Annotated in this window: 11 protein-coding genes and 2 pseudogenes; 7 read left to right on the top strand and 6 right to left on the bottom strand. The window is 38.9% G+C overall.

Annotated elements, in window-relative coordinates; genetic code table 11:
* Window positions 1-821: 821 nt before the first annotated feature.
* Window positions 822-1,336 (bottom strand): annotated as a pseudogene (locus ACFIMQ_RS01425) (integrase arm-type DNA-binding domain-containing protein); the annotation flags it as partial.
* A 683-nt stretch (window positions 1,337-2,019) separates the two neighbouring features.
* The gene (locus tag ACFIMQ_RS01420) at window positions 2,020-4,215 is read right to left on the bottom strand and encodes a primosomal protein N' (protein WP_375615786.1); all 2,196 of its coding nucleotides are present in this window, start codon (window positions 4,213-4,215) and stop codon (window positions 2,020-2,022) included.
* 2,039 nt (window positions 4,216-6,254) lie between these two features.
* On the opposite strand from ACFIMQ_RS01420, the gene fsa reads away from it, so the two are divergent.
* Window positions 6,255-6,908, top strand: coding sequence for a fructose-6-phosphate aldolase (fsa, locus tag ACFIMQ_RS01415; protein WP_375615785.1), 654 nt, complete (start codon window positions 6,255-6,257; stop codon window positions 6,906-6,908).
* Here the strand turns inward: fsa and lptE are convergent.
* Window positions 6,905-7,513: an LPS assembly lipoprotein LptE gene (gene lptE / locus ACFIMQ_RS01410; protein ID WP_375615784.1), complete on the bottom strand. Its 609-nt coding sequence runs from the start codon at window positions 7,511-7,513 to the stop codon at window positions 6,905-6,907. The genes fsa and lptE overlap by 4 nt on opposite strands.
* Window positions 7,500-10,142, bottom strand: a complete 2,643-nt coding sequence (gene leuS / locus ACFIMQ_RS01405; RefSeq protein ID WP_375703290.1) for a leucine--tRNA ligase — start codon at window positions 10,140-10,142, stop codon at window positions 7,500-7,502. The genes lptE and leuS overlap by 14 nt, the downstream gene beginning before the upstream one ends.
* A 166-nt stretch (window positions 10,143-10,308) precedes the next feature.
* Between leuS and ACFIMQ_RS01400 the strand changes: the two genes are divergently transcribed.
* The 6 genes from ACFIMQ_RS01400 to ACFIMQ_RS01375 all read left to right on the top strand — a co-directional run bounded on the left by ACFIMQ_RS01400 (window position 10,309) and on the right by ACFIMQ_RS01375 (window position 18,279).
* The gene (locus ACFIMQ_RS01400) at window positions 10,309-10,998 is read left to right on the top strand and encodes a YggS family pyridoxal phosphate-dependent enzyme (RefSeq protein ID WP_375681898.1); all 690 of its coding nucleotides are present in this window, start codon (window positions 10,309-10,311) and stop codon (window positions 10,996-10,998) included.
* A 1,067-nt stretch (window positions 10,999-12,065) separates the two neighbouring features.
* Window positions 12,066-12,395, top strand: a complete 330-nt coding sequence (locus tag ACFIMQ_RS01395; protein WP_375703243.1) for a hypothetical protein — start codon at window positions 12,066-12,068, stop codon at window positions 12,393-12,395.
* Between the two features lie 663 nt (window positions 12,396-13,058).
* Complete coding sequence (gene acs, locus ACFIMQ_RS01390) at window positions 13,059-15,002, top strand: acetate--CoA ligase (protein WP_375703242.1); 1,944 nt, start codon at window positions 13,059-13,061, stop codon at window positions 15,000-15,002.
* Window positions 15,003-15,997: 995 nt separating this feature from the next.
* On the top strand, window positions 15,998-16,657 hold the full coding sequence (ftsE, locus tag ACFIMQ_RS01385) for a cell division ATP-binding protein FtsE (RefSeq protein ID WP_273723097.1): 660 nt from the start codon (window positions 15,998-16,000) through the stop codon (window positions 16,655-16,657).
* Entirely contained in the window at window positions 16,650-17,603 is a 954-nt protein-coding gene (locus ACFIMQ_RS01380) for a cell division protein FtsX (RefSeq protein WP_375615779.1), read from the top strand. Before ftsE ends, ACFIMQ_RS01380 begins: the two co-directional genes overlap by 8 nt.
* Before the next feature lie 4 nt (window positions 17,604-17,607).
* Complete coding sequence (locus ACFIMQ_RS01375; protein WP_375615778.1) at window positions 17,608-18,279, top strand: YdcF family protein; 672 nt, start codon at window positions 17,608-17,610, stop codon at window positions 18,277-18,279.
* Window positions 18,280-18,454: 175 nt separating this feature from the next.
* Here the strand turns inward: ACFIMQ_RS01375 and ACFIMQ_RS01370 are convergent.
* A pseudogene (locus ACFIMQ_RS01370) lies at window positions 18,455-19,101 on the bottom strand (integrase arm-type DNA-binding domain-containing protein); the annotation flags it as partial.
* Between the two features lie 1,773 nt (window positions 19,102-20,874).
* Window positions 20,875-22,854 carry a MacB family efflux pump subunit gene (locus ACFIMQ_RS01365; RefSeq protein ID WP_375703241.1) on the bottom strand — a complete coding sequence of 660 codons (1,980 nt, stop codon included), beginning with the start codon at window positions 22,852-22,854 and terminating at the stop codon, window positions 20,875-20,877.
* Between the last annotated feature and the right edge of the window lie 3 nt (window positions 22,855-22,857).

Here is a 22,857-nt window from a genome sequence, read left to right as displayed (position 1 = left end):
GACTGCGACTGCGACTGCGACTGCGACTGCGACTGCGACTGCGACTGCGACTGCGACTGCGACTGCGACTGCGACTGCGACTGAAAAAATGTGTTATTTCAAACTCATAAGCAAGAAAAAATAACGGATATCCTTCTTAAAATTAAGAAAAATTTGATCTTTTTTCTTCAAATACCCACGCTTCTGAAAACATTTCACCAAATTATTTCCTTTTAAAAACACTTTTTAAATATACAACTTAAATATACAATGCATTGATTTATAATGATAATGCTTCTTTCTTCATACTGACCCCAACATCGTAAGATTCTCTCATTTCAAATCCTTTGATCAAAATCATTCTCTTGCTCCATTACAAGTAAGGAAGATGGATAAAATGATTAAAGAAAAAACATCTCTTATAAACGCTCTCAAGGACCAAGAGCTTTCGTAAGATTAAGAGCTAAAATAATATAATGGTGCCAACCGGTACTTTATAAAATAAAGGTGGTACTCCCTAACGGCTTCTGCATTCATGAAAGCCCTTACATTATATTATTCACGGATAACATAGTAAAATGAATTCGAGCGTACTGAGAAACATTGACTTAAACAAGAAATGTAACAATACAATAATATTCTGTTTTGGTTGCTCTGCTTTGCATGAAAAACGCAACCCCATTAAAAAATGAGGGTAATAAAAGCGTGAAGAACTGGAACAGCTCCATGATAAAAAATATTGCTATGAACGCTTTTAAAAACGATAAAATCAAATAAAAAGATGGTAACGATAGACGCTCATTTTTACCTTTACGCTCCAAAATGAATCTGTGTTCTCATCAAAGGTAAAGACGATTAAGAGCTCTATAAGCAGTTCCAGCTTTTAAATGCCAAATAGGGGCAAGGGTATCGCGTATCTCTGTTTGTGTAATCTCAGAAACGGGTAGACAGCCTAATTTAGGGAGAATATGAAGGCGTAATGGTAAAAACCAACTTCCATCTTTTCCATCCCCTTTTAATTCAGCTTTACGACTTTCAAAAGTCTCTAAAGCAATGTCTTTTAAATAATGGAGATTGCTTATTGTTTCACGCTTTTGTTTTTCACGTTCTTTAATGGAGTCACGACCTTCACGTAAAACCGAACGCCACCCAGTTGCTAATTCACGTGACTGTTTTAAAGAGACATCTCGCAACGCTCCCAAGCCCATTTATGACAGCACCCATAAATGGTATAACAGTAAATCCATTGAGCACCTCCATCTTTACGCTTATGAAGTAACAAGCCGGCACCATCATTATATTTGCCAGCCCCCAATGTTGCGACAGATCTTGCATTAAGACGGTTCATAAGAGCCATTTTTAGTCCTTTCTTATACAAATTTGATACACACACTCATCCCGCTTGTGACGTGCAAGTGTGTGGTTTTGATTGATTCAAGATAAACAGATTTGAAATGAGAGAATCTTACGTTATTCAGGACTCTCATTCAATATAAATAACGATAAATTATCATTATAAATCAATGTATTGTCAAAGATAAATAAAGCAGATATAATATTTTTCACTCTAATTGGGCATAACATCAAAACGACTCGTACAGAACAAAAACATTTTATTTTCTGTTACATGCTGCTGTATGAGATTTGACTGTAAAACAACATCAAAAACACGACCTTCATTAAGCCCACACCCTTCATTTTAATATTGCGCCGACTTTAGAAAAAGCTTTATGGATCGATATCAATTTGAACCAGAACAGAACTGGGCATTTTGGAGTATACCGCTAAGCATTGCCCCCTTATCCAAAGAACATTGCTCCTAAAATAAAAAAAGCAGCAAAAACTGAAAACGATAACACCCCCGAACCAGAACCAAAGGCGCTTCTGCTCGTTTTATCACAAAGATATTTTTTCCCGTGGCTCTACTTAATGCAATGTACATATATCATATTTTGCTGCTAGGATGCTTATTCTGAATAATATAAGAGTTCAAGTAAAGCACCTTAAGCAAAGAGACCTTCACTTTATGCGATACTGGTTTTAGAAAAAACTTTGCGGATCAATATCAATTTGAACCCGAACGGAACTGGGCATTTTGGGTGTACCGCTAAGCATTGCACGTATAAACCCTTGTATATCAAAAGAACGCTGTCCTTGCAGCAAAAGCCGAAAACGATAACGCCCCCGAACCAGAGCCAAAGGCGCTTCTGCTGGTCCCATAACAGAGATATTTTTTTCCCGTGGCGCTGCTTGACGCAATGCGCGCGCATAATGTTCTGCTGCTTGGCGCTGTTGTGCCGACACAATCAAAGAGGCAAGCCGCCCATAGGGGGGCAAATGATAATGCTGACGCGCTGCAATCTCACGTGTGTAAAAATCTTCTGGCTGGCATGCAAGTAAGGCTTTGATGACCGGATGATCTGGTTGATAAGTTTGCAATAATCCTAAACTTTTCAATCCCACACGCCCTGCTCTTCCGGTAACTTGAGAAAGCAGCTGATAGGTACGTTCACTTGCGCGTAAATCGCCATTGGCAAGACCAAGATCAGCATCAATAACACCAACCAGAGAGAGCTTGGGAAAATGATGTCCTTTAGCAACCAGCTGTGTTCCAATAATAATGTCCACATCGCCATTGGCAATGGCTTGTAATTCGCTTCGCAACTGCCCAATCCCTCCTTTGAGATCTGTTGAAAGGATCAATGATCGCGCTTGAGGAAAAAGCATTTGTGTTTCTTCGGCAATTCTTTCCACACCTGGTCCGCAAGCCACAAGATGATCTAAGGTTCCGCATTCAGGACAGGCTTCAGGAAGTGGTTCATGATATCCACAATGATGACATTTCAGTTGCCCTTGCGCACGATGTTCTACCAACCAACTTGAACAATCGGTACAATGAAAACGATGTCCGCAAATTCGGCATAAAGTCAAAGGTGCATAACCACGACGATTAAGAAAAAGAAGAGCTTGTTCGCCCTTATCAAGCGTTTGTTTTAAAGCCCTTTCAAGAGCAAAGGAAATAAAGCGCCCCTTTTGCACCCCCCCTTGGCGCATATCAACCACCCGCAACTGTGGAAGTGCAACTTCTTTAAAACGGGAAGGTAAATGCACCTTTTGATAACGCCCTTTTAAAACATTGGCTTGGCTTTCAATCGACGGTGTGGCTGAAGATAAAATAACAGGAAAACACTCAAAAGAGCCTCGTGCAACAGCCATATCACGCGCATGATAAAAAATGCGCTCTTCTTGTTTATAAGCGCTATCATGTTCTTCATCGACAACAATCAAGCCAAGCTTAGGAAAGGGAAGAAAAAGCGCCGAACGAGCCCCAGCCACAACACGCACCCGCCCTTCTGCGACTTGCCGCCAGACGCGTTCTCTACGACGTGGCGTCAAATCAGAATGCCATTCTGCTGCCGCAGCGCCAAAGCGCGCATAAAAACGATCTAAAAACTGCTGAGTTAAAGCAATTTCCGGCAATAAAATTAAAACCTGCTTGCCCCCTTTGAAAGCTTGAGCAACCGCTTCAAAATAAACCTCTGTCTTTCCAGATCCAGTCACACCATCAAGCAAAAAAACTTGAAACTGAGAAGATAAAACACCTTCCCGCAATAATGTTGCTGCTTCATTTTGTGCTCCCTGTAACTGAGGGGGACAAAAATCAGGATCAGGCATTTCCACAAGGTCAGGAGCAGGGACCATAACATCTTCGAAAACCCCTAGAGCTTTTAAACCTTCAACAACAGAAACCGAAGTTCCAGCCGCATGTGCCAGACCAGAACGTGTCCATATCTTCTCATTACGCACCAATTCCAAAACCCGTGACCGCGCTGGTGTGAGACGTTCTACATTTCCACCACAATATCGCAACCCCAGCATCTGCGCTTCCGGCTCTAAAGCAGCCGGTACAGACAAAACCAATCGCGCTACAAGACCAAAAGGTGCCATTGTATAGCGACTAACAAAACGCAAAAATGTGATCATTTCTGTCTTTAATGGGGGGCAATCAAAAACATGAAGAAGAAAGCGTAATTTTTCACGCGCCACAGGAGCGGTCCCTTGCCCATCGGCTATCTTCTCTCCAACATCCACAACAAAACCGCAAAGTTCACGCCCCATTACCGGAACCCGAACAAAAGAACCAACGTTCACCTCCATAGAAGATGGAACTTTATAACTATAAGCGTGAGCAACAGGAAGAGGAACCAATACGGATACAATCTTTTCCTCTATCATGTTTGAATTCATCTTTTAAACCAATCTACGACCTATTGAGCACCAACAAGTCTACACCTTATCTTTAAACACTCTTATAAAATTCATTGCAGGATTCAATCCCCCCGATCACAACACTTTTTTAACAAAAATTCTTTTTAACACGCATTCCATCACCAAAGTACCAATAAAAGGACCAATCTCATCGTCTATAACAAAAAACTCTATAGCAAAAAAACAGCACCATTCTTCTGTGCAAATAAAGCGCATCATTATTAAGCATTCAACATGAGATCGTAAGTGCGTCCTTCAACAAAGCGATCCCATAGTATGACTTTTTTCCAACGCACACTTTTATTTTTTACTGCCTCATATCTCAATTTATCTTCAACAGACTGATTTATAAAGATATAATCATCATTTTACCTATTGTAATAAAAAAAACTCAATACGATGAATTTTTCTCATTTCAAACCCATCGAGGAACATTTGTAAATCCTTAGTGATGAAAGAGTATCCCATGATTTTAATTATAAGGAGAATAATATTGCAAATGGAGCCGTTACAATATTTACCTTGGCTTCATGCCAAAGCGTGAAAACACGTGCGTACATCTTTCAGTTTGATTGAGAATCAAGCAACAATACAAGCAATAATCCGGTACCAACACACACCTTGCCAGCTCGTGGATGTTGCAACAAGCCCCTTGGCACTTAAAATGATTCATAAAAGGTATTTTCTCTTCTTTCTTGGACAGTTTCACTCTCCACGGCTCTTCCCGTTTGTCACCTGCAAGAAAATGATTTTTATTGATTCAACATCAAACAGGTTTAGAATGAGAAAATCTACGATATTCGGGGTTCTCATTCAACATACAAAAAGTGAATTATCTTTATAAGTCAATGCAATGCAGTACAAAAGTATAGGGTTAAAAAATTGTTTATACAGATTTTTATTGTCAAAAGATCTTTCCAATAAAATTTCTAAGACATTAAACGCTATTTTAGCCCATTTTTCTCATCATCTTATGGAACTTCCAATGATCATAAGTCAGGGTCCTCGCCACATTTCAAAAATGAAGATTCTTAACCCCGCCGATCTATAAATAATGTCCTGTACATAATGTTTTGTAAATAATCCTGCTTCCTAAACGGACTTACAACCTCTTTATGTGGTTCATATCTCCCTCCTAAAGTAAGCTAATTTATAAGATACAGCTCCTTTCTCTAAATATTTATCAAACTCTCATACAAATCCACGCCCTTTTCGCAACGCAAACCATGAATAGTATAATGATAAATCCACTGATCACCACCATCTTTACACCTCACAAAAGAGTAAACCAGCACCATCACACACCTTGCCAGCTCATGGATGTTGCAACAAACCCCTTGGCACTTGAAACGATTCATAAGAAACATCTTGAGTACTTTCTGAAATACTTATTCCCCACATTCCTGCCCCTCTTATGACGTGCAAAAAAATGATTTTAATTGATTCAATATAAAGCAAAATACGTGATGAGAAAATCTTTCTGTCTTTGGCATTATAATTCAAGTTAAACAATTATTTATCATTATAAATCAATATTTTGACCATATAAAATACTTCATGCGTAAAATTTTACATGCCTTCTTCAATGGTGTTTTATTACGACACAATGAATCCATTCGCTTACACGTGAAAGAAAATTAAACGTAAACCACGTGAAAAAGAAAGACATCTTATGAACACTCTCAAATATCAAGAGCAATCGCAAATAGGAAATGAGCAAAGTGTGTGATAATGCTAGCTTATTTTCATAAGTATAAAAATACCGCTCCGCAAAGATGCCAATACGCAAAAATGTTTGTACGCAATGAATTCTATGTCTTATTACGAACAATGCTATGAAATAGGTGTGAAAACAATAAGTAATATTTATTTACCGAAAACGAGTATATGATTAACACCATAGCATTCTTGTTCTTTACACAGATATTAATTCTTTCTCTTGCTTTTGCAGTCAACAATAGCGCATAACAAAAAATAGGATAAAAGCTAAAAAGAAGAGGTTAGATATGAAATTTTTTGTGGATAGCGCCAATATTGAAGAAATTCAAGAGTTACAGAATTTAAGCCTTGTTGATGGTGTTACCACCAATCCCTCTCTTATCCTAAAATCGGGACGCAATATTCTTGATGTTACAAAAGAAATTTGCGCCCTTGTTCGTGGACCTGTTTCTGCTGAAGTTGCAGCAACTCAATTTGAAGACATGATGAAAGAAGCGGCTGTTTTAGCAAAGGTTGCCGACAATATTTGTATCAAGCTTCCCTTAACACTTGATGGATTAAAAGCCTGTAAAGCCCTCACAGCAGCAGGACTAAAAACAAATCTCACCCTTTGTTTTTCTGCCAATCAAGCCTTATTAGCAGCCAAAGCAGGCGCGACATTCGTTTCACCTTTTATTGGGAGACTTGATGATTGCGGAAATAATGGAAGTGAACTGCTTCATGAAATACGCACAATTTATGATAACTATAACTTTGAAACACAAATCTTGGCCGCTTCAATCCGCACCGTTAATCATGTCAAAGAAGCAGCGCTCAGTGGTGCGGACGTTGCAACAGTTCCACCAGCAATCTTAAAAGCCCTGGTCAAACACCCTCTCACTGATAAAGGGTTGCAAATATTTCTCGATGACTGGAAAAAAACAGGACAAAATATTGCTTAATATTTAGAATTTTTATTGGAAAGATCTTTTGAAAGTAACAAAAAGATCTGTTCAGCCAACTCTTCCGCAACACGTTTTTTTGCATCTTCTTCTGCTTGCAGCGTTGCATATTCTTGACGAAGGCGTTCAAAAGATGCATTCATCATTGCTGTTCCTTTTGCAACAAGAGTATTTTTCATATCCTGCAAAGTGTAAGAAGCTCTGCTCATAACAGTTCCAACAGAAGGTCGTCCCTTTCTCTTTTTCTCGAAATCAACCTCTATCTGCATCGATTCTCTGGTAAAGACGGATATCTGCAATGCCAATTGATAAGCAGGTAGAGAAGGTTTAGCACCATTTCCATACAAAAGAAATAGCAGATGATTGCGCACCATTTGTCCAAAACGATCCGAAGGTTCTTCCACAACAATAGAAGCAAGCTTTTGCGCTAATCCCAAAGAAGCTTGTCCAGAAGGGTGCCCAGAAGAAGAATTCCCATAAGAAGCAGAATCCATCGCCATTGAACTCTGCAATTCTTGACGGTAAAGCGGCTCAACTTTGCATCCACACAACAGTGTGAATACACCAGCTAAAACGAAAAGAATAAAACTTTTAAAGAACGACATTCACAATCCTTTTTGGAACAACAATGATTTTTTTCACGGGCTTTTCAATCAGCTGCGCCTTTACAAAATCTAACGCCAAAACCGCTTCTTTAATCATCACCTCATCAGCAGTTGCTGCAACGCTCACCTCACCGCGTTTTTTACCATTAATTTGTACTGGCAAAGTATAGCATTCCGCAACGGTTAACGTACGATCATAAACAGGCCAAGAAAGCGCAGATATTAAACTTTTTCCCCCTAAAGCAGCATGACATTCTTCTGCTAAATGGGGCATCATTGGTGCAATCATAGCAAGAAAAAAATCCATGGCTTGACGTAAAGAAGCTTTCATTTCATCGTCAACACTTTCTATCCTATTTAACAACGGCGCCATAATATTCAAGAATTCATAAAGGCGTGCAATAGCCCGATTAAAAGCGAATTTTTCCAAATCATCTTCTACAGCGTGGAGCGTGCGATGTGCGACCTTTGAGAGTTCCAAAGCCGCTCCCTGATGCCCTGCACAAGGCGCCACATCCTTTAAAATAGAAGCACTCACAGCCACATGGCGCCAAACACGCTGTACAAAGCGATGTGCACCTTCAACACCAGATTCTGTCCAAATGACATCCCGCTCGGGAGGAGAATCTGACAACACAAACCAACGCACAGTATCAGCGCCATAAGATGCAATAATATCATCAGGATCAACGACATTCTTTTTTGATTTTGACATTTTCTCAATCAAACCAATCGTCACTTCACTTTGATCGGTTAATTTATAAGCACACCGCTTTCCATCTTTTTCAACAATGGAAATATCCGCTGGAGAAACCCACCCTTGATCATCTCGATAGGTTTCATGCACCACCATACCTTGGGTAAAAAGCCCCTTAAAAGGCTCATCGACCGTCACATGACCGACCAATTTCATAGCACGCATAAAAAAGCGCGCATAAAGAAGATGCAAAATCGCGTGCTCAATTCCACCAATATATTGTTGCACAGGCAACCATTCAGCTGTTGCTTGTTTATCAACAGGTTCCTGCGCAAAAGGAGCCGTAAAGCGTGCATAATACCAAGAAGAGTCAACAAATGTGTCCATGGTATCGGTTTCGCGTTTGGCCGGTTGACCACAGGAAGGACAAGTAACATTCTGCCATGTTTCATGTCGTGCAAGAGGATTGCCCGGTTGATCAAAAGTAACATCATCAGGCAACACAACCGGTAAATTGGCACGTGGAACAGGAACAACCCCACAAGTTGTACAATGGATCATGGGAATGGGGCACCCCCAATAACGTTGCCGTGAAATCCCCCAATCACGCAAACGAAATTGCACTGTTTTCTTCCCTTGCGGTTGCCCATTGAGCATTTGTTTTTCAAGCTTTTTAGCAGCTTCTTCAAAAGCTTGTCGGGGTGTCAAACCATCCAAAAAACTGGAATTGATCATCACCCCATCACCCGTATAAGGTGTTTCAGGTGTGACAAAATCTTCTGCTTGCTCTCCTTTTGGCAAAACCACGGGTTTTATTGGAAGATCATATTTACGCGCAAAATCGAAATCTCTCTGATCATGAGCAGGACAACCAAAAACAACCCCTGTTCCATAGTCCATAAGCACAAAATTCGCGATATAAACAGGAATATGTACTGTTGAATCGAAAGGATGAACTGCCAAAAGGGGCGTGAGAAACCCTTGTTTTTCAGCTGTTTCAAGTGCTGCCGTTGTCGTTCCACCACACCGACAATTTTCAATAAAAGCACTCAACGCTTTGTCTTTTTTTGCCAAAGCTTGTGCAATAGGATGATCAACAGACAAAGCCAAAAAGGAGGCACCAAACAGTGTATCAGGACGCGTTGAATAACAAACAACCTCATCAAATTTCTCACAAACATCATCAGCATCACCCGCCGACTTTAAAGCCCAACGAATCAGCAAACCTTGTGATTTTCCAATCCAGTTTTTTTGCATGGTGCGAACTTTTTCCGGCCATTGGTTCAGCTCTTCAAGCCCTGCCAAGAGATCTTCACTAAAGTCGCTAATTTTGAAAAACCACTGCGTCAATTCCCGCTGTTCAACCAACGCACCAGAACGCCATCCCCGTCCATCAACCACCTGTTCATTAGCCAAAACAGTATGATCAACGGGGTCCCAATTCACCTTAGCCACTTTACGCGCAACCAACCCCTTTTGATAAAAATCAAGAAACAGCATTTGCTGGCGGTGGTAATATTCCACATCACAAGTCGCAAATTCCCGAGTCCAATCTATCGAGAGCCCTAATTGTTTTAATTGCCCACGCATCACCGCAATATTTTGATAAGTCCAAGTTTTAGGGTGCACTTTATTTTGCATAGCAGCATTTTCAGCCGGCATCCCAAAAGCGTCCCACCCCATAGGATGAAGCACATTAAACCCCTTTGCGCGTTTATAGCGTGCAACCACATCCCCCATGGCATAATTGCGCACATGCCCCATGTGAATGCGCCCAGAAGGGTAAGGAAACATCTCTAAAACATAATATTTTTCACGAGCATCTTCTTGGACAGTCTGAAAAATTTTCTTTTCATCCCAAATTTCTTGCCATTTTTTTTCTCTCGCACGTGGATTATAGCGTTCGCCTATCTTATAATGCTCAATCGTCATTCCCATTATACTCTTTTAATAAAACTGAACCAAAAAACTTGTTTTATTATGCTTGACCATGGATTAACCTCATCGTCAACATTTTCGTGAAATATTTCCCTAAGTATTTTATAAAACTTTAAAAAAAACGACCAACTCTTGAACAAAAACGGTAAAGCACAAAAACATGAATACACAAACACCCCTCGATACCCCTTCCATTGAAGCATGGCAAAACCTTCAAAAAGACATTGCTGAAACATGTCAAGAGTTACAACGCCCCGTAGAAGAAATTGAACTTATCGCGGTTTCAAAAACTGTTTCTGCCACTGATATACGTCCCTTTTTGCAAGCAGGACAATCTTTGTTTGCAGAAAACCGCGTACAAGAAGCAGCACAAAAATGGCCTGCTTTACGTCAACAATTTGAAAATATTAAACTCCATCTCATCGGTCCCCTACAATCAAATAAAGCTGCTGAAGCTGTCAAAATTTTTGATGTTATTCAAACGGTTGATCGTGAAAAAATAGCCAAAGTTTTGATGGACGAAATGCAAAAGCAAAAAAAGCATCTTCCCTGCTATGTTCAAGTCAACATTGGGTTAGAACCGCAAAAAAGTGGTGTTGCACCCCAAGAAGTGATCCCTTTTGTTTCTCAATGCAAAAACAACTATGGACTCGATATCATCGGTCTTATGGGCATCCCCCCCTTAGACGAAAATCCCGGTCCCTATTTCGCACTGTTAGCAAAGCTGGCAAAACAAGCCGGTCTTCCAAAACTTTCCATGGGCATGTCCAGTGACTTCAAAACCGCTCTACAGTTTGGCTCTAACGTCCTTCGCATTGGCTCTGCTTTATTTGGAAAACGCCCTGTTTAAAGCCATTATGTAAATTCATTCTCCCTTAACACAAATTCCCATTGAAAATTCTACGAACAAGCCAAAAACAGCAGAAATGAGAAAAATATTCCCCTCAATCTCAATAAAGGAGCAATTCTAGCAAAAAAGATTCCAGTCCCTCTTTCATCCTGTTAGCAAAATAAGCAAAAAAGCTAGTCTTCTCAAATTTCTCACCGGCACATCCACAACCCGTACAATAGCTTCAAAATAGTATTGAAATTTGGCTCTCATATTCTCGCACATTGGTTCTACTTCACCTCCCCTCTGACCGCCTCTCCACCAAAAGCACGCAAAAAAGAAATCCTGAATGTAAAAGCAAAATAACAAAAATAGAGGCGTTGCACATGAATGAAAAAACTGTCGCGAAATAAATAATTGCAAAAAAATATTGACTACGATTATCGCAATGATTGCCATTAAAAACCACGAATTCTCTTAACTTCTCCAACACGCGTAAACAATTTCCCCACATGCCAATGGCATAAAGCAGACAAAAAGAGGCTTATGGTTGCATAATACAGTAACAAAACTCTTTCATGTAAGCCACTTAGCAAAATAAACATCTCAAATGCCCAATAGAGCACTAAGAGCAGCGCTAAACAACATGAATAGCAATCTATAAGGTCCAACGATAGCATAAAGGCTTTCTATGCTCTACAAAGCGTAAAATACGGTCAATATTTGCCTGAAAAATAAAAGAACGAATCCCGTGCATATGTGCATAATACATGCAGCAAAACAATAGCAATGAGACCAATTTCAATAACGATATTCCTTTGTCGTTATTCCTTTATCGTTCTCATAAACAAAGAGAAAAACTTCAACTTTTCATATGCGCAATTTTTCTAAATTTAAACTTTAATTAAGAAAAACATGGTGTCATTATTTATATTTTAAAAATTTATAAGTAATATTATTATCTTCTTAAGAAGAATATTTCACATATAAAAAAGTATTAATATAATATAGTTATTATTTATACAGTATTTTTATTAATATTTTTAAAGTTTATCTTTGTAATTTCTCTAAAAATACGTGATATACATTTGAAGTGTATCATTATGATTAATATTTTTAATGTAGATAATATTAGGAATATTAAACTGAAACATTTTGGTTCAGGTTTAACTTATACGATACATGATTCAACACCTATCATTTATGGAAATACATGTAGTACTAATGATTTTATGTCTCACATAGACGCAGGGGGGTTACATGGAGCTTTTGATGGAGGAATAGGCGGAGCAATTCTAGGTGGTATAACTGGAAGATCAGCGGATGCATTTACAGGTGGACTCTTAGGCGCCGCAGGTGGATTCTTAGCAGATGGTCTTTGGACTTTTGGAGAAAAAGGTCGTGAATGTTGGTTCTAATTTATAGAGAATAACGACAAAGATATCTCTGAAATTAGTATTTTTGTCAATATATTCGAAAGAATATACCAAATATCTATATCTATGGATAAAATAGTTTTCAGAGGTATATACTATAAAAATATTATAATAAGGCTTTTTCTATAATGGATATTCTTTATAAAATGCAAGATTATTCTTAATACTTATTGTATTCATTCCTATATATACTACTTTTGTTAAAATATTCAATGAATGGAATTGGAAATTATTTATAATAACAGGATTATTGGTAGGAATTCTATTTTTTATTTCTGATTTTTTTGCGTAGATATTTTGGCTTATATTAATATCCATAATGGTATGTATTCTTTTTAAAACAAGAGAATACAAAAAACATTCAAAGCGATAATCAATAAAGCACCTTCATCTCCCTTTTTATAGGGTATTTTTTAATATCTTTATGCTTTTATAAAAAGCTCTTTACTACAATAGGTTCTGCCACATTTGAATATCCTAAAAGCATAAAATACTCTCTTAAAGACAAACGTATCAGATTTAAAAATTGACTATTCTAATCTTTGTCATTTAGTCTACCCTCACAATGAAAAGCTTTTGGGAAAACGCGACCATAAATATAAAAATACAATGGCTGATTTTTTCAAACAATAAACAGAGGGAAACATGACCGAAAAAACTTATCCAATATCAGAAGAGATCAAAAAAAATACTTTACTCGATGAGGAAACTTATCAACAATGGTATCGAGAAAGCATTAATGATCCAGAAAGCTTTTGGGCAAAACATGGTCAACGCATTGAATGGTTTAAACCTTTTACAAAAGTAAAAAACACTTCTTTTAACGGAGATGTCTCCATTCAATGGTACGAAGATGGAATAACAAATGTTGCCTATAATTGCATTGATCGCCACCTGAAAACCCATGGAGACAAAATCGCGTTCATTTGGGAAGGAGATAATCCTTATCATGATAAAAAAATAACCTATAACGAGCTTTATGAACATGTTTGTCGTTTTGCCAATCTTTTGAAAAGTCGTGGCATTAAGAAAGGCGATAAAGTAACCATTTATCTTCCTATGATTCCCGAAGCAGCCTATGCCATGCTCGCCTGCGCCCGCATTGGTGCTATTCATTCGGTTATTTTTGCAGGCTTTTCTGCTGAAGCAATAGCAGGACGTCTTGTTGACTGTGAATCAACCTTTATGATTACTGCTGATCACGGCTTGCGTGGCGGCAAACGGATTAACTTAAAAGACAACGTTGATCATGCCATTGAGATAGCAGCACGCCAAAATGTGCATGTGGACCAAGTCATGGTTATACGGCGAACTTGTGGACCCATTCAATGGGTAGAGGGGCGTGATTTTTGGTACCACGAAGAAATAGCTCATGCCAAAACAGACTGCCCACCAGAACCAATGAATGCTGAAGATCCACTTTTTATTCTTTATACTTCAGGCTCCACCGGCAAACCTAAAGGTGTTTTGCATACCACAGCAGGCTATCTTGTTTTTGCCGCAATGACACATCAATACGTTTTTGATTACCACCCCGATGAAGTTTACTGGTGTACAGCTGATATTGGTTGGATTACCGGTCATTCTTACTTGGTTTATGGACCTTTATGCAATGGTGCGACCACTTTAATGTTTGAAGGCACACCAACCTTTCCTGACAAAGGAAGATTTTGGCAAATTGTCGACAAGCATCAAGTCAATACACTCTATACCGCACCAACAGCTATCCGCGCCTTAATGGGAGCAGGAAATTCATTTGTTGAACACTCAGACAGAACATCGTTGCGTCTTTTAGGCACGGTAGGCGAACCGATTAACCCAGAAGCATGGGAATGGTTTTATCATATAATTGGAAATGACCGTTGTCCGATTCTCGATACATGGTGGCAAACGGAAACAGGGGGGCATATGATCACGCCCTTGCCCGGTGCAACCCCCCTTAAAGCAGGATCAGCTACACGTCCATTTTTTGGTGTTCAACCCCAAATTGTTGATGCCCAAGGCAATGTTTTAGAAGGTGAAGCAGAAGGCACTCTTTGTATCAGTGATTCATGGCCCGGACAAATGCGCACACTTTATAAGGATCATGAACGCTTTATTCAAACTTATTTTTCCTCCTATAAAGGAAAATATTTTTCAGGCGATAGCTGTAGGCGCGATAGTGACGGTTATTATTGGATCACAGGACGAGTTGATGACATTCTCAATGTTTCAGGGCACAGGCTAGGAACCGCTGAAATTGAATCAGCGCTTGTTTCGCATCCCTCTGTATCAGAAGCAGCTATTGTGGGTTACCCGCATCCCATTAAAGGACAAGGAATTTATAGTTTTGTGACCCTCATGGAAGGAACAGCGCCAAGTGAAGAATTGCAAAAAGACCTTATCAAGCATGTGAGACAAGAAATAGGTTCTATTGCCATATTGGATAAAATTCAGTTTGCTCCGCAGCTTCCCAAAACACGATCAGGGAAAATTATGAGACGTATTTTACGAAAAATCGCTGAAAACGATTTTGATACTCTCGGAGATATTTCAACCCTTGCCGAACCACAAGTTGTTGAAGATCTGATTGCCAACCGACAAAATTAAAGAAACCATGGTTTAATGCACAATACCACCGGTAAGCTTTAGCCTTTTACTGAAATAAACCTAGCATTTTTGCTAAAGCTACCGGTAAACATCCAAACCAGCACCACTATTCTGTTTGCAACCCAAAATATTGCCACCACTCTTATAATATAATCCTTAGACAATATATTGATTTATAATGATAATTCACTGTTTTGTATGTTGAATGAGAGTCTCGAATAACGTAGGATTCTCTCATTTCAAAGCTGTTTATCTTGAATCAATCAAAACCACTCATTTGCATATAACAAGTAGAATGAGTGTGTGGATCAAATTTGTATAAAAAAGGAATAAAATAGCTTTTATGAACCGTCTTAATGCAAGATCTGTCGCAACATTGGGGAGCTGGCAAATATAATGATGGTGCCAGCTTGTTACTTCATAAGAGATATATTTAAACTTCAGATGTTTTTATCCACACACACACATTTCAAGTCGCAAACGAATGCCATAAAAAACTTACCATAAGTAGTAAATTTCACTGTCGGTAAAATTTTTTTATCAATTTATCAAATTGTAAAATGATAAATTATTCTTATAAATTAATCTATTTTAGCAAAAGAAAAACCAATAAACAGACTTTCAAAGTCTTTGAAAAAAATAGTTTTTTCCATAACCAATAAAAAACAAACTAAAGATTAAAATTATAAAAGATGCGCTTTAACGCACATTAAAGCGAAAAAAGCACAAGCCCCATCAACCACAAAACGAGTAAGATCAAGATCAAATCGAAAAACAGGTAAAGCAGTTCTTATGTTTCTGCTAGAAACGCCTTGGAATTCCTGCTAAAATCATAAATAAAGATAAAATAAAGCAATATAAGAGATATTTTACAAACAATACTTCTCAAGCACAAATTAAGAAATATTGGAGGCTGTGAAGCATGAATAAGATATAAAAATAGGAGCAAAAGTTCTGAAAGTAATACACTATAAAAACGGAAGTGGTAACGAAAAGTGATTCATTTTGAAAATGTCGGCCTACGCTATGGAATGGGCCCTGAGGTCCTTCGTGATATTAGCTTTCATATTCCTCCTGGATCATTTCAATTTCTCACAGGTGCCTCTGGAGCAGGGAAAACGTCGTTGATGCGTCTTATGTTTTTGGCACTCAAACCCACCCGCGGTCATATTGATCTCTTTGGAACAGACACAGCATTACTCAAACGACAAGAGCTTCCAGCACTACGACAACGTATCGGTGTAGTTTTTCAAGATTTTCGTTTACTCGACCACATGACCACTTATGAAAATGTTTCCTTACCTTTACGCATTAAAGGACAAGAAGAAGCAACCTATCGCAGTGAAGTGGAAGATCTTCTCTGTTGGGTAGGTCTTGGAGATCATATTCATGTTTTACCACCAGTTCTTTCCGGCGGAGAAAAACAAAGGGTAGCCATTGCACGCGCGCTCATTGATCAACCTGAAATTCTGCTGGCCGATGAACCCACCGGAAATGTCGACCCCCCCTTGGCAAAACGCCTCCTCCGTTTGTTTATTGAATTAAATCGTTTTGGAACAGCTGTTATCATTGCCACCCATGATATCGCCTTAATGGAACAAGTTGCAGCACGGCGTATGCTTCTCCATAATGGACGGATGACGATTCATGAATAAATCTTTCCCCATTTTTACAAGCAATAAAAAAAACACAACGGCGATTATTCCCAGTAGTAATATTTCTGGGAAAGCGCTGGTTGCAGTGATTGCAATTATGACATTTCTCTCAAGTCTCACCTTAATTGGTGTTGATTTAGTCCAACGTGCCGCCCAAAATTGGAGTAATCAAATTAGCTATGAAGCAACAATACAAATACGCCCCGTTGACAATGTTGATATCAACAAAGCACTCCATGATGCTGTACAATTGGTTAAAACATTTTCCGGTGTCCAAGATGCGAAAATTGTTGACCAAAAAGCTACAGAAAAGTTACTGGAGCCATGGCTTGGAACAGGTTTTAATTTCAATGAACTACCTCTTCCCCGTCTTATCATTGTCACCCTAAAGGGGAATGAAACAATCAATTTTGCAGCCATTAATCACGCCATTAAAACCCAAATTCCAGGAGGTCAATTTGATGATCACCGTGTTTGGGTTCATCGTTTTGTGAAAATGGCACACACAACTGTTTTCATGGGTTTTTCAATTTTAGCATTGGTTCTAGGCTCTCTTATCCTCACCATCATTTTTGCTACCCGCAATGCATTGGCAGAAAATGCACATATTATCAATGTGTTATATTTCCTTGGTACTGAAACTCTTTTCATTGCTCGCCAATTTGACTGGCATTTTTTTAAAACTGCGCTGCGTGGTGCTTTATATGGTGGTCTCACAAGCATATTTCTGTTTTCAGCCTTTTGTTTCTGGACGAATTATAACTTGGGAAGAGTAGAAGCCAGCCAAGTAACAGCTTTATTTGGACATATTTCCATACGCTCCATCCCCTATGGAAAAATCATTCTCCTTATTATTTTCGTTTCTTTTCTCACCACCCTTACAAATCGCATGACTATTTTAGCGCAACTGAAAAAAATCGATCAATGTGAAAACGGTTTATTTTAATTTTATGACTCACCACTCCTATCATTCCAACTCATTGACGCAAAATAATTTAGAACGTCCTCTTCCACAACGGCCTCACTACAGTTGGTCTCCATGCCTCTTATTTCGTTATTTTCCACCAACGACCCTTACTCTTTCAATCATTGTTTTCATTTTCTGGGGTGGTTTTATTGTTTTTTCTGAAAAAACCGAACGACTTTATCCCCCAAAGCCTCTCCCCAAAGCCGATGCCATTATCGTGCTTACAGGTGGAGACAACCGAATAGAGACAGGACTCCATCTTTTACAAAAGGGGCTTGGTTCACGTCTCCTCATCAGTGGCGTAAACACCACAACCAATCTGAAAAGTCTCATGCATAACATGCATATTACCCCACGGCTTATCTCCTGTTGTATTGACATCGGGCATCAAGCGATTAACACCAGAGGAAATGCTAAAGAAAGCGCCGATTGGATCAAAAAACACCACTATAAAACCCTTTATATTGTCACCCATGATTACCATGTGTGGCGCTCGATGCGTGAACTTAAATATTTAATGCCTGATATCCACTTCATTGCCTATCCTGTTAAAAAGAGCAATGCTGAAAGCACAATACAACAGATCAATCAAATCCGCATTCTTATATTCCAATATATTAAAACACTCCAAGTCTATATCAGAACTGCCTTCTAATCTTTATCCTTCTGACTTTTTAAAAAACTTGCCCCCTACTGACCGATTCATAGCGTTTTGTCTTTTCACTTCCACACAGGTTTCCTCCATAAGATTATAGAAAAGTCCTGCCTCTCAAGGCAAAGCAAGCGCAAAACCTATTGTGTTAGGATTGATGCTTCGCAAAATATCTTATAGCCGGCACATCTCTCCAATCCATAGCCGATCTATTGACGGTTTTATGGCGTTGTTTACCTAAGAGAGCACGTGCTTTTGTTGTTTCTTGTAAATAACATCCAACCCCAAGGCAGCAGCATGTTTGAGACAAATATTAAGACGGCTCAGTGCGTTACGCACTGTATCAACTTTTGTATGCCAAATTAGGAGCAAGGATATAGCGTATCTCTATTTGTATAATCTCCTGAAAAAGACAGACAGCCTAATTTTGATAAAATGTGAAGTTTCAAAGGTAAAAACCAGTTTCCATCTTTAGCACCTCCTTTTAATTCAGCTTTACGATCTTTAAAAGTATCTAAAGCAATGTCTTTTAAATAATGGAGATTGCTTATTGCCTCACGTTTTTGTTTGTCACATTCTTTAATTGGGTCACGACCTTCGCGAAGAACAGAGCGCCCCCCAGTTACAGTTTCACGGGCTTGTTTAAAGAGACATTTCTTAACGCCCCCAAGCCCATTTCACGACAGCAACCATGAATGGCATAACGGTAAATCCATTGTGCACCTCCATCTGTACATTTGTGAAGAAGCAAGCCAGCACCATCACCACTTTGCCAGCCCATGGGTGTTGCAGCTCTTGGCACTTAAGACAGTTCATAAGAGCCATTTTTAATTCTTTCTTATACATTTTTTTCCCACATAGCCTACCCGCTTGTGACGTGCAAGCAAGTGATTTTAATTGATTCAAGATAAGCAGGTTTAAAATGAGAGAATTTTACGGTATTCAGTATTCTAATTCCAATTGAATAACGCCAAATTATCATTATAAATTAATGCCTTGTCTTAAGTGGTTCGTACATATCCTTTGTGTCATATCCATAAAGATCAGATTGATGGGGATATAGGGACTATCCTTGGCTTGAGAATATAAAGGCAAAGTAGAATGCCTCAATATACTGGCACATTCACGTGCTTGTTTTAAAGAAACATCTCTCACATCCAAAACTTATTTCGCTGCTCTGATTTGTAGATGATATCCCAATGGGATAAAAGCCCTCGTAAATGAATCCTCCCCAGATCACTATAAGATCTATTTATACCACCATCTTTATGTTTCATAAAAAATACAAGAAACCATACACTTTGCCCATATCCGAAATATCGCAACAGCCCTTATCACTGAGTGTAAAATATACCTCTTATCAATTATCCCAAGTTCTAAGCAGTATTACGGCAAATAGTGTAACGGTGCTGGCTTATTACTTCATGAAGCCTAAAGAGGGAGGGGATAAATAGACCTTATAGCAATCTAGGGAGCTTCCTCTCAACGAACACTCTCTTTTTAATACATGCTTCAGCACCATGAAATGAACTTTGAACGCACCAAGAGATGTTTCTTTAACATAAGTGCATAAATGTGCAACATAAGTATATTCTGTTTGCAGCATTCTTTTTACCATAAGAAAACGCCCCCCTTTAAAGAACGTGAAGAACAAAAACATAAGACAATACGCACCATTCACGAGAATGTGGAGGTTTGTTTCATTATTTTTATTTTTGTGAACTTCTTTTTGATGTTTCTCTATTTAAAAAGTTGAAAGCTTGATATCGCCTGAAGCTAAACGCAATTAAAATCTATCATAAAACCAATAATAAGCTATGCCAATACACATAATAATCAATATAGTTTTAGCTTCCCAGCAACATAAACCCATAGGTGTGTTTATCGCATCCTCCATACAAAGCTAAAGCTTCGCAGGAACCTATATCTCCATCGCATAAAGCTATAAGGAATCCCAAACCAAAGGTTACTCATACGAACGTCCCTTCTATTGCCATACAATGTGTGAAAAAAAGAACCGGTCTACGAATGAACAAAAGGAAAACTCTATAGATTAACACGCCTCGTATACCAGTTGTTTTTTTGGAGGGGTGGGTTTTAAGCTGTTTTTGTCTCGACTTGCTTTTTTGTTCTTTTGTTTGTTAAAAGATATACACTTCACTTTCCCCCGCTTTTTTAGATTAAATCTTAAAAGTCAGCGCGCATTATATTTCATTTAGCTTCCTTTCCGCATCTGAAAAGACAGGGATTCTTAACGAAATCCAGTCTGTAAACAGTCTCAATTCTAGCGGATTCCGCTTAGCTTTCTGCTTAATGGGATTCACTTACAAAAGGCGCGATAAGAAAAATTTAAGAATATTCGTAAAGCATTCCCAAAACATTTAATACCTCAAGGAAGATTATACACCCCTATACCACCACATCTCACATGATGTGTTGTGCTATAAATTCATGGTCTAGTAGCATTCCACTTAACGAATACAGCATTTTTTAGGAGAAAGAAGCGAATAGTGCTAAACTTTTCCCATCCATATTCTGCTTCACAAATGTTTCATCCAAATTGATATAACAACCAATATATCTTAAATTGATAACCGCTTAATCACGCGAGAGTGCAACGACAGGATCAAGCCGTGAAGCTTGTCGCGCTGGCGAAAAGCCAAAACATATCCCAATAAGCGTCGAAAAAGTAAGAGATACAACAATTGAATCAATTGTATAAACCAAGTGGATAGGTGCCTTAAAGAGCCAAAATAAGCCTCCAATAGAAAATCCAAAGAGGATTCCTAAACCGCCTCCAATCATACACACTAAAATTGCTTCAATGAGAAATTGTTGCAAAATATCACTCTGCCGTGCACCAACAGCCATACGCACCCCAATTTCATTGATCCGCTCAGAAACCGTGACCAACATAATATTCATCACGCCAATCCCCCCTACAATCAATGAAATTGCTGCAATTGAAGACACTAAAAGCGTTAAAATATGCGTACTCTCCATGATACGTTCACGAAAAAATTCGGAATTTCTAATAAAAAAATCTTCCCCTCCATGGCGCATAATGAGAAAACGTCGAACCATAGTCTCTGCTAAATGTGAATCAATCTCATCAGCAATCTTAACCATAATGGCACGAACCTGCGTGGTCCCAAGAAAACGAGTTTGCACGGTTGTATAGGGCAAATAGATCTGCAACGTATTTGAGTTACCTCCATTATTTTGCGGATCGACCACCCCCACAATACGTGCAGGAACCTTTCCCACATGCACCACTTTTCCAAGTGGACTCTCATGGCTATGAGGAAAAAGAACAGAAACGGCTTCCTTTTCAATAACGAGATCAACAGCCCTTTCACTCACACTTTTTTGATCAAACAATTGTCCTTCAACAGCTCTAAGCCCTTGTGTTTGAAAAAATTGTTCTCCCACCCCAGCAATTACAGCATTAGCTTCAACGGAACCAAAACGAATCGTAGAACTTGCTGAAATCTGAGGCGTTACACCAGAAACATAGGGCAAGCCAGAAAGAGCTTCTGCATCCGCTTCAACAAGACTGGTTATCTTCTCTGATTGTGGATCAGAAAAACTTTTCCCAGGAAAGATTGTCAAGGTATTGGAGCCCAAACTTTTAAAATTTTCCAGTATTTTTTCCCGCGTGCCAGTCCCCAAAGCCACCATGGCAATAATTGCTCCAATACCGATAATCACCCCGAGCATTGTTAAAAAAGTCCGCATACGATGGGCATTCATAGCTAACAAAGCCATAACAAATGTTTCACGAAAACGTTCAACAAAAGAACGAAAAAAACCTAATGTTTTTTGATCTTTCAAATTTTGCTTTTCCTGAATATAAGACGCAACCTTTGTTTTTTTACCCTTTGATACAGTATCTGAAATAATTTCCCCATCACTGATTTCGATAATACGATCTGCTTTTTCAGCCACCTGCATATCATGCGTTACAATAATAATGGTGCGCCCTTCTTGATGAAGCTCATCCAAAATACGCAACACTTCTTGACCACTATGTTTATCTAAAGCGCCTGTTGGCTCATCAGCGAGGATAACCTCCGCATTATTCATCAATGCTCGCGCAATAGACACCCGCTGTTGCTGTCCTCCTGAAAGCTGATTAGGACGATGATTAACTCTCTCTCCCATGCCTAAGCGTGTTAACAAGTCCTGGGCACGTTTTTTTCTCACATCTGGAGCACAACCTGCATAAATAGCTGGAATTTCAACATTTCCAAGAGCGGTGAGTTCATTCAACAAATGATAGCGTTGAAAAATAAATCCAAAATGATTGCGCCGCAAAGCTGATAATTCATCAGCAGAAAGAGAAGCTATTTCTTTTCCTGAAATCCAATAACGACCAGAACTTGGTCGATCAAGACAGCCTAAAATATTCATCAATGTGGACTTTCCAGAACCGGAAGCCCCTACAATCGCCACCATTTCACCACGTTTAATGGTTAGATTAATTTTTTTCAAAACAGTAACAAATGTTTCACCCGCAGGAAATTCGCGCACAATATTTTCTAAAACGAAAACAGCATCTGCTTTTTCTGCTTTCATAGC

Source organism: Bartonella sp. AD13SXNS (genome assembly GCF_042196465.1).
Classification (GTDB): domain Bacteria; phylum Pseudomonadota; class Alphaproteobacteria; order Rhizobiales; family Rhizobiaceae; genus Bartonella.
Note: the sequence above shows the minus strand (reverse complement) of the source record. Positions and strands in the feature narration are given on the sequence as shown.

What these genes read in the sequence shown, in the direction of transcription:
- ACFIMQ_RS01420 (WP_375615786.1), bottom strand. Translation starts at nt 4,215, where the DNA reads ATGATAGAGGAAAAGATTGTATCCGTATTGGTTCCTCTTCCTGTTGCT.
- fsa (WP_375615785.1), top strand. Translation starts at nt 6,255, where the DNA reads ATGAAATTTTTTGTGGATAGCGCCAATATTGAAGAAATTCAAGAGTTA.
- lptE (WP_375615784.1), bottom strand. Translation starts at nt 7,513, where the DNA reads ATGTCGTTCTTTAAAAGTTTTATTCTTTTCGTTTTAGCTGGTGTATTC.
- leuS (WP_375703290.1), bottom strand. Translation starts at nt 10,142, where the DNA reads ATGACGATTGAGCATTATAAGATAGGCGAACGCTATAATCCACGTGCG.
- ACFIMQ_RS01400 (WP_375681898.1), top strand. Translation starts at nt 10,309, where the DNA reads ATGAATACACAAACACCCCTCGATACCCCTTCCATTGAAGCATGGCAA.
- acs (WP_375703242.1), top strand. Translation starts at nt 13,059, where the DNA reads ATGACCGAAAAAACTTATCCAATATCAGAAGAGATCAAAAAAAATACT.
- ACFIMQ_RS01380 (WP_375615779.1), top strand. Translation starts at nt 16,650, where the DNA reads ATGAATAAATCTTTCCCCATTTTTACAAGCAATAAAAAAAACACAACG.
- ACFIMQ_RS01375 (WP_375615778.1), top strand. Translation starts at nt 17,608, where the DNA reads ATGACTCACCACTCCTATCATTCCAACTCATTGACGCAAAATAATTTA.
- ACFIMQ_RS01365 (WP_375703241.1), bottom strand. Translation starts at nt 22,854, where the DNA reads ATGAAAGCAGAAAAAGCAGATGCTGTTTTCGTTTTAGAAAATATTGTG.